Raw genomic sequence first — 15,682 nt, 5'->3', positions numbered from 1 at the left:
GGTCAGCTATTGGGAAAACGGTAGACTGCGCCAGCATGAGTATCCGGCAGGCGTGTATTTCCTTTACCGAACAGGCGCTCCCGAAGCGTATCCTCCTCGTATTCTTGTCTGAACATGCCGCGCCGCTGAAGTTCTGGCACAACGAGATCGACAAAGTCGATATGCGTCCCGGGCAGCACATAACGCTCCAAATTAAAGCCGTCAATACCGGTTTCCTCTACCCAATATTGCATTTGGTCGGCAATTTCCTCAGCTGTTCCGGCTATTACAATACCGCGAAATTCCTTCTCGGCAAAATTATCGCTCACTTCCCGGACGCTCTGAACTTTGCCGCTATGCTTCGTATAGCGCTCGGTATGCGTGCGTCCTTGCTCGGTTTTTATCTGTTCGAATGGCGCATCGGGATCGAGCGCGGACAAATCAATGCCCGTTGCATTTTCATAGGTAAGCAAAGCCGCCTCCCGGCTGCGATGGGCTTTGTATTCGGCAAGCTTGCCCTCAGCTTCCTCGCGCGTACGGCCGACCACAGCTGACAGTCCCGTGAAAATTTTAATTTCCCCGGCTCCTCTGCCATAAGCGGCAGCCCGCTTGCGAATATCCTGCACCTGAGCCCTCAGCGCTTCTACAGTCGGGGCTTTCAGAAAAACACCCTCGGCATGCTTGGCGGCAAAATCTCGCCCACGATCCGAGCTGCCCGCTTGAAACAGGACGGGCGTTCGTTGAATAGAAGGCTCACTGGCATGGGAGGCCTTCATTTTATAATATTTGCCGCTGTGCTCAATGACATGAACCTTGTCCGCATCAGCGTAAATGCGGCGCTCGCGATCAGCGATGACAGCATCATCCTCCCAGCTGCCCTCCAGCAGCTTATAGCTGGCTTCCATAAATTCCTCGGCCTGCTCATAGCGTTCATCATGCGGCAATATGCTGCTGCGGCCAAAGCTTTCCGCGCCGCTGATGCCCCCTGTAGCCACGACATTCCAGCCAATGCGGCCGCTGGTCAAATGATCAAGCGTCGAGAAGCGGCGGGCGTTGGGAAATGGCAGCTCGTACACAGGAGAGGCCGTCGTGACGAAAGCGAGATGCTTCGTGCTGGCAGCGAGTGCAGAAATGACCAGCATCGGATCGTTGGAGGGTGTGTACACAGCTTCGCGATACGAAAGCTCGCGCTTATGATGGGGGTAGCCATAGGAATCGGCAAAAAACATAAAATCGAATTTGCCGCGCTCCAGCACCTGCGCATGCTCAATCCAGAAAGCCAGCTCCTTGTAGCGTGTAGACTGATTGGCGGGATGGGTCCATAAGCCCTGGGTCATTTGATTAGGGGTATGAATATCGAAAATGCCTAAATGGATTTTTTTCATTGCAAGCAGCGCTCCGTTCCACTAATTAAATATCAAGTTATTCACTCGGAATAATAGTTATAAGTGAGCATAGCGGAAGGGACATCGTTTGTACAATTGAAAATGCTAAAGCGCCGCTTTAATAAACCTAAAGCATCGACGCGCTACCAATCTGGATCAGGAGTGAGCGCCTGCTTAATATCGGCAATCAGCTCTTTATTAATTTGGCTCAGCGTCGTGCTGTTCCGCTTAATGAGGATGCCGAGCTCAGGCCCCTCGGCCATATCAATAACCTGCTTAATGATTGTTCCCGGCAGCGGCGGTGAAATGGCGACGATGGGCGACAGGGCAATGCCTAGCTGAGCCTGCACATAATATTTGAGCGCGGATATGCTGGCAACCTCAATGCTGTTATGCCGCAGCTTGCCGATTTTTTTCGTAATCATTTCCTCGATGCGAATCCGAAACGAGCAGGTTCCCGGCGTGAACAGAAACTTTTCATTCCGCAAATCCTTCATCCGTATTTCCGCGCGTTCAGCGAAGGGATGCCCAGCAGGGAGCAGCAATGAAAATTGTTCCTTCATTAAACCTTGAAATTCAAGCTCGATATGCGGTTCAGGCTGATTGCAAAGCGCCAGATCAATTTCATCGTCGATGACCATCTGCATCAGCTCTTTGGTCGTGCCGACCTTGACTTTAATTTGCACCTTCGGCTTTTTTTGCGTATACGCGGACAGAATGCCAGGCAGGCGACTGCTGGCGGATGGCTCCGAAGCGCCTACCCGCACAACGCCGGCGTCCCCTTGAATGAAATCCGTTAAGGAGCTGTTCAGCTCGTCGTATTCCCGCAGCAGCATGTCGGCCCGTTCATGAAACAGCCGTCCGGCGCTGGTGAGCGTTATCGTTTTGCCCCGCTCGAACAGTTTCATGCCGAGTTCCTCTTCCAGCTTCTTGATTTGTATCGTTATGGTAGGCTGCGAATATTGCAGTGCCTCGGCAGCACGCTGGAAATTACCGAGCTTAACAATGGTCTGGAACGTTTTAATTAACCGAATTTCCATGCGATTTCACCCCTATGCTTAAAAAATACTAAATTGGCTATTTAAATCTTTCAATTATACACGTCCAGCTTTATGCCCTATTATAACAGATATAAACCCGATTAAATCAAGTGGATTACACATATTTAAAATGGAAAATGGAGGTTTTACCCTAATGTCGAACGAAAGCTTGTACACCAGACACGCACCTAGCTTCTCATCCAAAATATTCAGCTATGCCCCTGATGCCTTTAAGGCGTTCGGCGAATTTAACAAGGAGGCACTTGCTGATGGCGTAATTTCAGTCAAAGTCAAAGAATTTATAGCCGTTGCCGTTGCCCATGTTACAGGCTGCCCTTATTGTATTGAAGCCCATGTCGGCAAAGCGAAGGCGCTAAACGCATCGTTCGAGGAATTGTTCGAAGCGGCGGCGGTCGGTGCTGCGGTCAATGCGCATTCCGCCTTCTATCATTCGGTCAATGCGCTTAATGCGTTCAACGGCAGCAAAGAAACGGACTTGTACAGCAGAAGCAATATTGAGCTGGTCGAGCAGCTGGAGGACGTAAATGAGGGGCTGTACAATGCTTTCTTCGAATATTTGCACAAGTCGCTTAAGCCGCAGCATATCGAAGCGAAGGAAAAGCTGCTCATCGCAGTAGGCTCGGCCCATGTGACGGGAAGTGCTTACAGCATTGAGATTTTTACAAGGCAGGCGAAGGAAGCGGGAGCAACACTGGAGGAGCTGGCTGAGACGATCGTTGTAGCAACCGTGTTGAAGGCAGGCTCTGCGATGGCACACCGGGTGAATGCGCTGCAAGCCTACGAGCGGGAGTAGCAGCCGCTTTCTAGCCATTAATAGCCTGATAATCGAATGAAAAAGAAGAGGAAGAAGGGGGAAGCAAGCATGTCAGATGAAAATAAAGGCTGGAGCGGACAGCTCCCTGAGTGGGTTCATGAGCAGGTTGTCGCATGGCGGAGGCATTTGCATCAGCATCCGGAGCTGTCCTTTGAGGAGACGGAGACGGCGCAGTTTGTCGAGGACACGCTGAGCAGCTTTGGCGGGCTGATCATCAGCCGCCCAACGAAGACGAGTGTGCTGGCGAGGCTTGTCGGTGCTTATCCGGGCAAAACGCTGGCGCTGCGGGCGGATATGGATGCCCTGCCGATAGCGGAAGAAAACACGGTTGATTATGTTTCGCAAAATCCGGGCGTCATGCATGCCTGCGGGCATGATGGACATACCGCTGTGCTGCTCGCGACAGCGCGTCTGCTTGTAGAGCAGAAGGAGCGGCTGCACGGCGAAATCCGGTTTATTTTTCAGCATGCAGAGGAGCTTCCTCCGGGAGGAGCGCGCGAGCTGGTCGAAGCTGGCGTACTGGACGGCGTGGATTGGATCGTAGGCGAGCATCTGGCCGCCCAATTGCCCGTCGGACAAATTGGCGTCGTATATGGGCAGATGTCGGCATCGCCGGATAATTTCACCATTACCGTCAGCGGGGTTGGCGGCCATGCCGGCTTCCCTCATCGCTCGGTCGATACGATTGCGATTGGCGCCCAGATCGTAACGAATATTCAGCATATTGTGGCGCGTTATACCGATCCGTTGGAGCGGCTGGTCGTCTCCGTGACCCAATTCACGGCGGGAGCCTCCCATAATGTCATACCCGATAAGGTAACCCTGAAAGGAACGGTGCGGAGCTTCAGCGAGCAGGTGCGCAAGCAGGCGGAGGAGCAGCTGCAGCGCATTGTTGCAGGTATTGTTTCGGCACATGGGGCGCAATTCGAGTTCCAGTATGTGTACGGCTATGATCCCGTGGTTAATGACGAAGCATTGACCCGAATCGTGGAGGCGGCGGCGATTGAAGTCGTCGGCAAGGAGCGTGTCGTTCAAAACCAGCCGGGCATGGGCGGCGAAGACTTCTCTGCCTACCAGCGCAAGGTGCCTGGCACATTCATTAATATAGGCGCGGGCAACATCGAGAAAGGCATCGTCTATCCGCATCACCATCCACGATTTGCGATAGATGAGGATGCGCTGGCAAACGGCGTTGCCTTGTTCGTGAAAGCAGCAGAAAAGCTAGTGGATTGGCAGTCATAATGCACAATAACAGGGAGGCACTTTAATTATGAAGCATTTTCAAAAGTTAGGCCTAATCGGATTGCTCAGCGCGTTGCTCATCGTTTTCGGCTGCTCCAGCAACAGCTCTGCACCTGCAAGCTCGGAAGGCGCGGCTTCGCCTGTCGAATCAGCGGCTGCTGGCACAGCGGCGGGCGAGAAGCTGGCGACAGAACTGAAATATCCGCTCGCACAAACGATTCCGACGCTGGACCCGCATTTATCGCTTGGCGGAAGCAATTCCACGATAGCGGTCAATATTTACGAGGGGCTGTTCGCCTTTAATGCCAAGTATGAGCCTGTTCCTATGCTCGCCGAGTCTTATGAGCTGAGTGAAGATGGGAAAGTATACACCTTCCACCTTCGTAAAGGCGTCAAGTTTCACAACGGCAAGGAGATGAAGGCGGAGGATGTAGCAGCCTCGCTCAATCGTTGGAAAAATACGGCGCCGCGCGCGAAAAGCTCTTTTTCCGATCGCGAGTTTGAGGTGAAGGATGACTATACGGTCGTGCTCAGCTCGGACGTGCCGAGAAATGATACATTGGCGCAGCTTAGCCATGTGCTTAATTTTGCAGCGATTATGCCCAAGGAGGTCGTGGATGCGGCTGGTCCGGATGGCGTAACCGAGTATATTGGAACCGGGCCGTTCAAGTTTGTGGAGTACAAAACCGACCAATACGTGCATCTGCAAAAATTTGCGGATTACCAGCCTGTCGATGCGCCAGCTGACGGTTTTTCCGGCAAGAAGGAAGCGCTCGTGAACGATTTGTATTTCACTTTGGCTACGGATAATGCGACGCGTTTCTCCTCTTTCCTCGCGAAGGACTTTAACAATGTCGATGTCAGTCTGGATAATTTGCCGCAGGTGGAAAATGACCCTGATGTAGAAATTATCAAAAACCTGTCCACTGATTTCAATTTGGTTTTCAATAAAAAAGCGCCATTGTTCTCGCAGCTGAAATACCGCCAGGCTGTCGCATCGGTGCTCGATGTTGACCAAGTTCTGCTCGGCATCGTGTCTACACCAGAGCTGTACCGCTTGAACCCAAGCTACATGTACAAGGAAAATGCGAAATGGTACAGCGAGGCAGGCAGCGAAGCCTATAACCAGAAAAATCCGGACAAGGCGAAGCAGCTTCTCCAGGAAGCGGGCTACAAGGGCGAGGAAGTTACGCTTCTGACGACCAAGGATACAGGCACCTTCTATAATGCAACGTTGATGGTGCAGGCGCAGCTGGAGCAAATCGGCATCAAGACGAAAATCGACATTTCCGATTACGCCACGATGCTGACGAAGCGGGCTGACCCGAATGGCTGGGATATTTATGTCGGTCCATTCCTCGTGCCTTCAACGCCTTCACAGCTGCTTTATTTGAACCCGACCTATGGCTTTGCTGATGATGCCAAGCTTGCGGAGCTGCTTGAAGCTTCTACCTCGGCTATTAGCGACGATGCGATAAAAGCGGCGAATGATGCGCTGCAAGCTTATGAGTGGGAGTATTTGGCGGCGATTAAGATTGGCGATATTTACAACTACAATGCGGTACGCAAAAATCTCGTCGGCTTGACGTACCTCAGCAACATCCCGAATCTTGCAAATACGAAGCTGGTTGAATAGCAGCATTGTACAGCACTATACAGCATTGGAGCGGGCCTAAAGCAGGCATACAGAAGCTGCACGCCGTGCGGGATTTCACTTTGGAGGGAGGTAAACGGTTTGACCGCTTTTATTGTAAAACGGGTGCTATCGTTGATCCCTATTCTTTTCATCATGTCGGTTATTGTCTTTCTGATCATTTACCTCATTCCGGGTGATCCCGCACGCGTCATGCTGGGCGATGGCGCAGACGAAGCGACCATTCAGCAGCTGCGTGCCAATATGGGACTTGATCAGCCGCTTATCATGCAATATAGCCAGTGGATAGGTTCAGCGCTGCGCGGGGATTTAGGCGATTCTTATTTTTTGAAAAAATCGGTGTCTGCCGTCATTGGCGAGCATCTTCAGCCTACTCTGTCGCTCGCGCTGCTTGCCGAGCTGCTTGCGATTGCCATTGCGCTGCCGTTCGGCATATGGGCGGCAGTCAATCGCGGGGGCTGGGCGGATAAAGCTTTGACCGCCTATACGCTGCTCGGCATAACGATTCCCGGCTTCCTGCTCAGCATGTTTCTGGTGCTTCTGTTCGCTGTGCAGCTGAAATGGCTGCCGGTATCCGGCTATGCGCCGATCAGTGATGGACTTTGGAATTTCTTGAAATTTTTAATTTTGCCCGGCATTTCAGTCGGCGTCGTCATGTCATCGGTTATTGCCAGAATCGTTCGCTCCTCCTTTCTGGAGGTGATGAACCAAGGGTATGTGAAGACGGCGCGCTCGAAGGGGCTGCGTGAGCGGAGCATCGTATACAAGCATATTTTGCGCAATGCGCTCATTCCCATTTTGACGGTCATTGGCGGAACGTTCGGTACGCTGCTCGCTGGCGCTGCGGTTGTAGAGAGCATTTTTAACATTCCGGGACTGGGACAGCTTCTAGTCCATTCGGTATCGCGCCGGGACTATACCGTCATTCAAGGCTTGGTGCTGTTCATCGCGTTCACCTATGTGCTAGTGAATTTGGTCGTTGACCTGCTTTATGCGGTCGTCGATCCCCGGATTCGGTTGAATAAATAACAGAAAGGAGGCTGGGCGCGGATGGAAAAAACACAGCCCTCGCTGCATCTGGCAAGGCGCAAGCGCACGATAGGCAATCGAAGGCGTGGACGCGGGCTGCTCAAGAGGCTGCTGGCAAGCAAAACAGCGTCGGCGGGCAGCGTGCTGATGATAGTGGTCGCCTTCATTTCTTTTTTTGCGCCATGGATTTCGGTTTATGGCCCGCTGGACGTCGATATCGTGAATCGCTTGTCGCCGCCGGGCGCGGATCACTGGTTTGGCACGGATAATTTGGGCCGGGACATTTTCAGCAGAGTGATGCATGGCACGCAAATATCGGCGCAGGTTGGCTTTGCCGTCGCTTTGTCGGTCGCCGTTCTAGGGCTTGTTATCGGTTTGTATGCGAGCATGTACAAGTGGCTGGATCAATTGCTGATGAGGACGATGGACGCTTTGTTTGCTTTCCCGGCGATTTTGCTGGCGATTGCCATTATGGCCGCGCTCGGGCCAAGCGTTTCCAATCTGATTATTTGCCTGATTATCGTGTTTATTCCTTCGGTAGCCCGAATCGTCCGTTCGGCCGCGCTCGTTGCAAAGGAGCAAACCTACGTGGAAGCGATGCACGCCTTAGGCGCGTCACAGACGAGGATTTTGTGGCAGCATATTATGCCCAGCACGATTTCGCCGCTTATTGTACAGAGCTCCTTTATTTTTGCCGAGGCGATTATTGTGGAAGCTGCACTTAGTTTTCTGGGAGCAGGCATTCCAGCTCCAATGGCAAGTCTCGGCAATTTGCTGGCCGATGGAAAAATGTATATATACAACTCCTGGTGGATGACGCTGTTTCCCGGCTTTGCGCTCATTATTTCGGTACTGGCGATGAATTTGTTTGGGGATGGAATCAGGGACTTGCTCGATCCTCATGTTAGACAGGGTAAAGGGAAAAAATAGGGCATCGCAGCCGGCGGGTTGGAGTCCGACTAAGGAGGGTGGAAGAAATGCCGGAGGAGCTTTTGCTTGAGGTTAAAGCTTTACGAACTTATTTTCATACGGCACGCGGGAAGCTGGCCGCAGTCGACGGCGTTTCCTTTGATGTCAAGCGGGGGGAAATCGTCGGCATTGTCGGAGAATCCGGATGCGGCAAAAGCGTCACTGCCCAGTCCGTGCTGCGGCTGCTCGATGAGAAGCATGACGTAAGCTATGAAGGGGAAATCCGGTTTGCAGGCAGCAATCTGCTTGGGCTGAAGCAGCGGCAAATGCGGGAAATTCGGGGCAATGAAATTGCGATGATCTTCCAAGACCCGCTTAGCTCGCTCAATCCGGTATACACCATTGGCGAGCAAATTATCGAGGCTATAGTACTGCATCAGAAAATCAGACGCAAGGAGGCGGTTCGCAAAGCGATTGAGCTGTTAAAGCTGACGGGCATTCCTTCGCCGGAGCAGCGCGTATGGGAGTATCCCCACCAGCTTTCTGGAGGCATGCGCCAGCGCGTCATGATTGCGATTGCACTGGCCTGCGAGCCGCAGCTGCTTATTGCTGACGAGCCGACGACAGCGCTGGATGTGACGATTCAAGCGCAAATTATGGAGCTGATTACGGAGCTGAATCGCAAGCTGGCGATGAGCGTTCTGCTCATCACCCATGATCTGGGCGTCGTCGCGGAAACATGCCAGCGTGTCGTTGTCATGTATTTGGGACAGGTCGTTGAAATGGCTGATGTCGCCACCTTATTCGCCCGCCCGCTGCATCCGTATACGATTGGGCTGATGGGAGCCATACCGCGAATGGATGGTGACAGAACGCTGGATTTGCAAGTAATTGAAGGCAGTGTGCCTTCGCTATCGAATGTGCCGCCGGGCTGCCGATTTGCGCCGCGCTGCGCCTATGCCGACGACCAATGCCGTAAGCACATGCCGGAATTAACGCGTGATGCTGCTAATGGAACGATGGTGCGATGCTGGCATGCGGGCACCTTGGCCGAAGCGGTCGAAGCAGCCGAAGCAGCCGAAGCAGCCGATAGAGCCGAAGCGAAAGGAGGCGTGCAGCATGCCATCTATCCATGAACAGGAAGGCGGGCCCATGCCGCTGCTGGAAGTGAAAGGCTTATCCAAGCATTATAGGACGAAGCGCCCGGCATCCTTTCGCAAAAGCCTCGTTAAAGCCGTTGATGATGTTTCCTTTCACATTTATGAAGGGGAAACCTACGGGCTGGTCGGGGAATCGGGCTGCGGCAAAAGCACGCTCGGCAAGGCGCTGCTGCGTCTCGTTGAGCCTACTGCAGGAGAAGCGCTGTACCAGGGCGAGGATCTAAACCGCATGCCGAGCGGCAAGCTTCGGGCCAGCCGCCGGCAGCTCCAGATGGTTTTTCAGGACCCGTATTCCTCGCTGAATCCCCGCAAGACCATTGGCAGAACGCTGGAAGAGCCGCTCATCATTCACGGAATAGGCAGCCCGCAGGAACGGACGGAGCTTGCGCTGCGGATGCTGGAGACGGTGGGCTTGCAGGAGGAGCATTATGACCGGCTGCCGCATGAGCTGTCCGGCGGCCAGCGCCAGCGGATTGGCCTCGCCCGGGCTCTAATTCTTGAGCCGCGGCTCGTCATCTGCGATGAGCCCGTTTCGGCGCTGGACGTCATTATTCAATCGCAAATCATTAACCTGATGCGCAAGCTGCAGCGGGAATTAAAGCTGACGTATTTATTTATCGCCCACGATATTGGCGTCATCCGCCATATATCTGACCGCATTGGCGTCATGTATTTAGGCAAAATGGTTGAGGAGGCCAGAACGGACGACCTGTTTGCCCAGCCTCTGCATCCCTACACGCAGGTGCTGCTGTCCGCTGTGCCGATTCCCGATCCAACGATGAAGAAGGAGCGGATGATTTTGCAAGGCGACATCCCATCTCCGCTGGAGACGGTCAGCGGCTGTGCTTTTCATCCGCGCTGCCCGTATGCGGTTGAGACCTGCCGGAAGCAGGTGCCGCTCAAGCGGGAGATTGCGCCGGGCCATTTTGCAGCGTGCCATCTTGCGTAAGGCGCATGCAGCCAAGCTAAGCTAATGAGGGATAGGAGAGAGTAGACGATGAAGAAGAAAATTCATTTGGGCGTGTTCGAGGTGAACGCAGTCAATCATTTGACCCAAGGCATCTGGACGCATCCTGAGCAAAATCGCATTCATTATAATAGCATGGATTATTGGATCGACATCGCCCGAACTTTGGAGCGGGGCAAGTTTGATTTTATGTTTTTCGCTGACAGCTACGGCTATCCGAAGGAACGGACCGAGCTTGCGTTCCGCGAGGCATCGGGTGCAGTAGGCAATGACCCGATGCTGCTCATTCCAGCGCTTGCGCAGGCGACCGAGCACCTCGCTTTTACGATGACGACCTCGACGACGTATGAGGCTCCTTATGCGAATGCGCGCAGATTTTCAACGCTGGATCATATTACGAAGGGGCGAATCGGCTGGAACGTCGTGACGACGAGCAGCAAATCGGCCGCCGATTTGTTCGGCAGAAGCGAGTTTCTGCCGCATGATGAGCGTTACGATATGGCTGATGAATATATGGATGTCAGCTATAAGTATTGGGAGGGCAGCTGGCAGGACGATGCGCTGCTCGTTGACCGCGAGAAGCGGATATTTGCTGATCCGCAGAAGGTTCATAAGGTGAAGCATGAAGGGAAATATTTCAAGTCGGAGGGGTACCATGCTTCGACGCCTTCCCCACAGCGGACGCCGGTTATTTTTCAGGCGGGCAGCTCCGGAAGGGGACGCGCTTTCGCCGCCAAGCATGCGGAGGGCATCTTCCTCAAGGCGCCGACGACGGAGGTGCTTCGGGACCAGATCGCTGATATTCGCAGTCGGGCTGCAGAATATGGACGCGATCCGGCAGCGGTGAAAGTGTTCACCGGGCTGTCAGTTGTAGTGGCAGAAACGCGCGAGGAGGCGCAGCGTAAATTCGACGAGTATATGCAGCATCAGAGCGCAGAAGCGACGCTGTCCAGCTACGCCGGTGTGACGGGAATCGACCTGACGCAGCTTGATCCGAACGCTTATTTTGAAAATATTCATACCGAAATGGGCCAAACGCATACCGACCGTTTTACGAAGCACAGCAAGACGAAGAAGACGGTGCAGGAGGTCATGGACGATTTTGTGCAAAAGGGCTTTCGCGGACTGACCGTTGTCGGTACGCCGGAAGACGTTGCCGATCAAATCGAACGCTGGACGGAGGAAACGGACGTGGACGGCTTTAATCTGGAGCCGTATGTGCTGCCAGGCTCTTATGTCGATTTTGTCGATTTGGTCATCCCAGAGCTGCAAAAACGCGGGCTGTTCAAAACCGATTACGAAGCAGGCACGCTCCGCGAGCGGCTGTTCGGCAAGGGTGAGGCGCGACTGCCGGAGCATCATCCAGGCGCTTCGTTCCGCACGCCGGCCGCCCTTGTCTAATCGAAGGAAAGGAGGAGACGAAGATGTTTAACGACGAGTTGCTCCTCCAGCTTGTGGAGCAGACCGAATACACGCAGCGCCAAGCGGAGCTTCTCGCCCAGCTTCGCCGAATAGGCAAGCATAGCATTGGGCCCGCCGCCAAGCAGGTGGATAACGAAGGCGAGTATCCTTATTCCTCGCTCGCTGCGCTTAAGAGCGAAGGCTTGCAGACGCTGTCTGTTCCTAAAGCGTTCGGCGGCTTCGGCGCTGGCTACAAGGGAGATGCAGTGCTGCTCGTATTGGCGCTGATGGAGCTGGCTTCCTGGTGCTCGTCCACCTCGCAAGTATTTGCCTTGCATAATACGGGGGTGCAGCTGGTTCATGCGATGGGGGATGCGGGGCAGCAGCGATTTTTTTTCGAGGAGGTCCAGCGCGGTCACCTATTCGGGAGTTTTGGGAGCGAGGCAGGGGCGAATCGTTTCGTGCTGGCTAATACGCTTCGCAAAGCAGAGGGCGGCTACCGGCTGAATGGGAAAAAGATTTTTGCAACCGGCTCGCCCGGCGCAAAATGGGCGTTCTGGCGCTCGGTGTCCGAGGATGCGCCGGGCAATCAGGATGAGCGGTATATGATGCCTATAGCGGAGCTTAATGGAGCGGGCATTACGATCCATGATGATTGGGACGGCATCGGGCAGCGCGGCACCGGAAGCGGCACCGTCATTGCCCAGGATGCTTTTATTCCAGAAGCGCATGTAATGGGAGGGCCTGGCGCTTATGCCGCCCATGCTCCTTTTTTTGCAGCGCAGTTTCATATTCATTTTGCGGCCCAATATGTCGGGATTGCGATTGGCGCTTTTCGGGAGGCTGTTGACTATTTGAAGGAGAAAGCAAGACCTTGGTCAGAGGCCAAGACGGCAGCTGAGGACCCGATTGCGCAGCTCCGTGTAGGTGAAATGGCGGCCAAGCTGGCCTCCGCACAGCAGCTGGTAGTTCGCGGCGCACGTCTGCTGCAAGCAGTCAATGAACGGCAAGGAGAGCCGGAATTGTACAGAGCTGTTCAAGCAGCGGCGTCCCATGCCAAAATCATCGCAACCGACACCGCGCTCGACGTAACAAATGCGATTTTTCAAATTATGGGTGCCCGCTCAGCGACAAGAAGCTGCAATTTCGACCGCTATTACCGCAACGCCAGAACGCTCACGCTGCATGACCCGGTAGACAAGCAGCGCGAGGCGGCGGGCAAGCATGAGCTGGGACTATAGCTTAGAAATACAATCAAGCACGAACAAGCACAAACAAGGAAGTACTCCGAATGTCCCATTTGGAAGGCTTCCTTATTTGTGCTTAGCTAGGCTCGAAGGAGCAAGCAGGAATAATGATATTATTGAAAACGCTTGCAAAAAATACTATACTTTGATAAAGCGGCAGAAGGAGGGGGAGAGCATGAAAATCAGACATCCATTTTTTTATCGTACGCTCCGCTTTAAGCTCTTGTTCGGCTTCCTGCTGCTTGTCATTCCGATTGTATCCTTCATGATCTACAACAACCTGTATGCGATTAATGTCGTACGGAATCAGGTCGCTCAGTCCAATAAAAATTTGATCAGCCTCTATATGGGCCAAATTGACCGCAATTTGGAGGATGTGGAGAAATATCTGTTTAATATTGCGGCGATGGAGACGGGCCTGCTTGTGCTGGAGCAGCCGCGCGAGCAAAATCCCGACAGCTATTCGTTCGAGAAGATCCAGCTGAGCAACCAGTTGAGGAATGAGTTACCCAATTATAAGTCGATGGATATGTTCTTCATTTATTCGCCGGAGAACGATGATTTGATGAGCGTGTTCGGCGTTGCCCCGGATTATGCCAGCCGCTCCGTGATGGAGCAGGATATTGTAGATAATATCAAGCTTGCCAAGAAGCCGCTGCACAAGGACTGGTTCGTTCAGCATATGGCAGGCGGCGATTATTTAGCCTATGTCATTCAATACGGCGACATTTATATAGGCGCGATGGGCAATGTCGATCAGCTGATGGTTCCACTGCATTTAATTGATTTGGGTGAAAATGGCCGGGCCTTTCTGACGGATGACCGTATGAAGCCCATTATCGATACGCCGCTGGATGACGGCATCTCGATTGAGCCAAGCAGCAGCGACAACGAAGGCTACCAGCTTACGGGAAACAACGACCAATTTATCGCAGTCGGCGAACGCTCCTCGCGAGGCCGCTTCGGACTGGTCGCCCTCATTCCCGACAGCGTCGTGCTGGAGAAGCTTCCTTTTTTGCGCAGCATCGTCTCGCTGATCTCCTTTGGGGCCATTATCATTTTGCCGATCATTTTGCTGCTGCTGCGCAAGCTGGTGCTCGTCCCGGTCAATCGCATTATAATGGCAATGCGCCGCATCGAAGCCGGCAATCTGGATATGAGGATCACGAAACCGTCCTCGACATTTGAATTTGAGGTGATGAACGAATCGTTCAATCGCATGATTACGCAAATTCAGGAGCTCAAGGTCAATGTGCTGGAGGAGCAGGTGAATAAAAAAAAAGCACAGCTTAAGCATTTGCAGCTGCAAATCAATCCTCATTTTTTTCTTAACTCGCTTAACATTGTTTATAATTTGGCTCAGGTGAAGGATTATCACCTCATTCAGGAAATGACGCATTGCCTGGTCCAGTATTTCCGGTTTATGTTCCGCAGCAATCTATCGTTCGTATCTCTTTCTGATGAGCTTGCCCATACGATGAATTATTTACGCATTCAGGAAATGCGCTTTCCGGGCGATCTGACCTTCGCTTTCCATACGGATGACAGTCTCGGCAGGGTGCCTATCCCGCCGCTAGTCATTCAATCGTTTGTGGAAAATACAATTAAGCATGCGGTAAATACGGATACGCAGGTTCACATTGCCGTTACTGCGAAAGCGCACAATGAAGATACGCTTTATGTCCGCATTGAAGACACAGGGGAAGGCTTTCCGCCGCAGGTGCTGGCACTGCTCCAGCGTGATATGGAGCTGAGCAATGAAGAAGGCGATCATATCGGCATTCAAAATGTGAAGCAGCGGCTGGGGCTGCTTTATCAAGATGCAGCACGCATGGCCCTTAGCGGCAGCTCAGGTCAAGGGGCGGTCGTAGAGCTGTGGCTGCCGATGCAACCAGAAGAGACAGGGGGACGACAAGGATGAGACAGCTGTTAATTGTCGATGATGAGCGGCATGCGGTGCGGGGCATTAAAGCAGGCGTCGAATGGGAGGAGCTTGGCATATCGGTCGTGCATGAAGCTTACAATATCCGAACGGCTAAGGAAATTATGAGTGACAGCAAAATCGATGTGCTTATCTGCGACATCGAAATGCCGCAGGGCAACGGCTTCGAGCTGCTCGATTGGGTGAAAATCCATTATCCGCAGACGGAGGCTATGTTTCTTACTTGTCATGCTGATTTCTCCTATGCGCAAAAAGCGATTCAGCTTGGCAGCTGCGATTATATGCTCAAGCCCGTCCGCTACCCCGAGCTCGCCAGCACGGTCAAGCGCGCGCTGGACAAGCTGGCGAAAGCCGATCTTGATCGCGAAAAGCTGCAATTCGCCGACATGTACGAGCATTATTACCAGCTGTGGGAATCTTATCAGCCGATGTTTATGGAGCGCTTCTGGCAGGATCTGCTGAGCCGCTCGATCCCTTCGACAAAGGACGGCATTCGCGAGGCGCTGGCGAAGCATAACATGGCCTATGAGGAGCTGCCGCTCTATAAGCCGGTGCTCATTAGCGTCCAGCGCTGGCACAAGGAGCTGACACTGCGCGAGGAGAAGATAATGGAATATGCGCTGCGCAATTCCTTTGAGGAAATGATTCTCGCGAAGTCCGGACTCGGGCGAATTATTCAGGTGCGCAGCGGGGCGCTGCTCGCGCTGCTGCCTATTCGCCAGGAGGAGGAAGGCGAGCAGCTGCATGAGCAGATCGATTCATACATCGAGGCGTGCAATCTTTATTTTTTCTGCGATTTATGCTGTTATATGGGCAATGCGGTACCGGTGGAGGAAATATGCGAAATGTACGAGCAGCTTGTAGAAATGGAGTCGCGTAATGTCACGCGCAC

Annotated in this window: 12 protein-coding genes and 1 pseudogene; 11 read left to right on the top strand and 2 right to left on the bottom strand. The window is 53.1% G+C overall.

What is annotated here, in order from left to right; genetic code table 11:
- Positions 1-2: 2 nt before the first annotated feature.
- Positions 3-1,364 (bottom strand): LLM class flavin-dependent oxidoreductase, encoded by a 1,362-nt coding sequence (locus ABEW34_RS15110; protein ID WP_430160026.1) that lies wholly within the window; start codon positions 1,362-1,364, stop codon positions 3-5.
- Positions 1,365-1,507: 143 nt separating this feature from the next.
- On the bottom strand, positions 1,508-2,404 hold the full coding sequence (locus ABEW34_RS15105; RefSeq protein WP_430160025.1) for a LysR family transcriptional regulator: 897 nt from the start codon (positions 2,402-2,404) through the stop codon (positions 1,508-1,510).
- 154 nt (positions 2,405-2,558) lie between these two features.
- On the opposite strand from ABEW34_RS15105, the gene ABEW34_RS15100 reads away from it, so the two are divergent.
- From ABEW34_RS15100 to ABEW34_RS15050, 11 genes and pseudogenes are all read left to right on the top strand, one after another.
- On the top strand, positions 2,559-3,218 hold the full coding sequence (locus ABEW34_RS15100; protein ID WP_430160024.1) for a carboxymuconolactone decarboxylase family protein: 660 nt from the start codon (positions 2,559-2,561) through the stop codon (positions 3,216-3,218).
- Positions 3,219-3,287: 69 nt separating this feature from the next.
- Positions 3,288-4,481 (top strand): M20 family metallopeptidase, encoded by a 1,194-nt coding sequence (locus tag ABEW34_RS15095; RefSeq protein WP_430160023.1) that lies wholly within the window; start codon positions 3,288-3,290, stop codon positions 4,479-4,481.
- Positions 4,482-4,509: 28 nt separating this feature from the next.
- Positions 4,510-6,117 carry an ABC transporter substrate-binding protein gene (locus tag ABEW34_RS15090; RefSeq protein WP_430160022.1) on the top strand — a complete coding sequence of 536 codons (1,608 nt, stop codon included), beginning with the start codon at positions 4,510-4,512 and terminating at the stop codon, positions 6,115-6,117.
- 99 nt (positions 6,118-6,216) lie between these two features.
- On the top strand, positions 6,217-7,164 hold the full coding sequence (locus ABEW34_RS15085; RefSeq protein ID WP_430160021.1) for an ABC transporter permease: 948 nt from the start codon (positions 6,217-6,219) through the stop codon (positions 7,162-7,164).
- Between the two features lie 21 nt (positions 7,165-7,185).
- Positions 7,186-8,094, top strand: coding sequence for an ABC transporter permease (locus ABEW34_RS15080; RefSeq protein ID WP_430160020.1), 909 nt, complete (start codon positions 7,186-7,188; stop codon positions 8,092-8,094).
- Positions 8,095-8,141: 47 nt separating this feature from the next.
- Positions 8,142-9,209 (top strand): ABC transporter ATP-binding protein, encoded by a 1,068-nt coding sequence (locus tag ABEW34_RS15075; RefSeq protein WP_430160019.1) that lies wholly within the window; start codon positions 8,142-8,144, stop codon positions 9,207-9,209.
- The gene (locus ABEW34_RS15070) at positions 9,193-10,182 is read left to right on the top strand and encodes an ABC transporter ATP-binding protein (protein WP_430160018.1); all 990 of its coding nucleotides are present in this window, start codon (positions 9,193-9,195) and stop codon (positions 10,180-10,182) included. Before ABEW34_RS15075 ends, ABEW34_RS15070 begins: the two co-directional genes overlap by 17 nt.
- Positions 10,183-10,230: 48 nt before the next feature.
- Positions 10,231-11,601, top strand: a complete 1,371-nt coding sequence (locus tag ABEW34_RS15065; RefSeq protein WP_430160017.1) for an LLM class flavin-dependent oxidoreductase — start codon at positions 10,231-10,233, stop codon at positions 11,599-11,601.
- Positions 11,602-11,624: 23 nt separating this feature from the next.
- A complete protein-coding gene (locus ABEW34_RS15060) occupies positions 11,625-12,842 on the top strand; it encodes an acyl-CoA dehydrogenase family protein (protein WP_430160016.1) in 1,218 nt (405 codons plus the stop codon).
- A gap of 181 nt (positions 12,843-13,023) precedes the next feature.
- The gene (locus tag ABEW34_RS15055; RefSeq protein WP_430160015.1) at positions 13,024-14,769 is read left to right on the top strand and encodes a sensor histidine kinase; all 1,746 of its coding nucleotides are present in this window, start codon (positions 13,024-13,026) and stop codon (positions 14,767-14,769) included.
- Positions 14,766-15,101 (top strand): annotated as a pseudogene (locus ABEW34_RS15050) (response regulator); the annotation flags it as partial. The gene ABEW34_RS15055 and the pseudogene ABEW34_RS15050, both read left to right, overlap by 4 nt.
- Positions 15,102-15,682: the final 581 nt, after the last annotated feature.

The organism is Paenibacillus algorifonticola, from assembly GCF_050481745.1.
In the GTDB taxonomy this organism is placed as follows: Bacteria; Bacillota; Bacilli; order Paenibacillales; family Paenibacillaceae; genus Pristimantibacillus; species Pristimantibacillus algorifonticola_A.
This window is presented reverse-complemented; position numbering and strand designations above follow the sequence as displayed.

Bases quoted from the DNA above. Each gene is read 5' to 3' on its own strand.
- ABEW34_RS15075 (WP_430160019.1), top strand. From the start codon at position 8,142: ATGCCGGAGGAGCTTTTGCTTGAGGTTAAAGCTTTACGAACTTATTTT.
- ABEW34_RS15095 (WP_430160023.1), top strand. From the start codon at position 3,288: ATGTCAGATGAAAATAAAGGCTGGAGCGGACAGCTCCCTGAGTGGGTT.
- ABEW34_RS15070 (WP_430160018.1), top strand. From the start codon at position 9,193: ATGCCATCTATCCATGAACAGGAAGGCGGGCCCATGCCGCTGCTGGAA.
- ABEW34_RS15055 (WP_430160015.1), top strand. From the start codon at position 13,024: ATGAAAATCAGACATCCATTTTTTTATCGTACGCTCCGCTTTAAGCTC.
- ABEW34_RS15080 (WP_430160020.1), top strand. From the start codon at position 7,186: ATGGAAAAAACACAGCCCTCGCTGCATCTGGCAAGGCGCAAGCGCACG.
- ABEW34_RS15105 (WP_430160025.1), bottom strand. From the start codon at position 2,404: ATGGAAATTCGGTTAATTAAAACGTTCCAGACCATTGTTAAGCTCGGT.
- ABEW34_RS15090 (WP_430160022.1), top strand. From the start codon at position 4,510: ATGAAGCATTTTCAAAAGTTAGGCCTAATCGGATTGCTCAGCGCGTTG.
- ABEW34_RS15100 (WP_430160024.1), top strand. From the start codon at position 2,559: ATGTCGAACGAAAGCTTGTACACCAGACACGCACCTAGCTTCTCATCC.
- ABEW34_RS15110 (WP_430160026.1), bottom strand. From the start codon at position 1,364: ATGAAAAAAATCCATTTAGGCATTTTCGATATTCATACCCCTAATCAA.
- ABEW34_RS15060 (WP_430160016.1), top strand. From the start codon at position 11,625: ATGTTTAACGACGAGTTGCTCCTCCAGCTTGTGGAGCAGACCGAATAC.
- ABEW34_RS15065 (WP_430160017.1), top strand. From the start codon at position 10,231: ATGAAGAAGAAAATTCATTTGGGCGTGTTCGAGGTGAACGCAGTCAAT.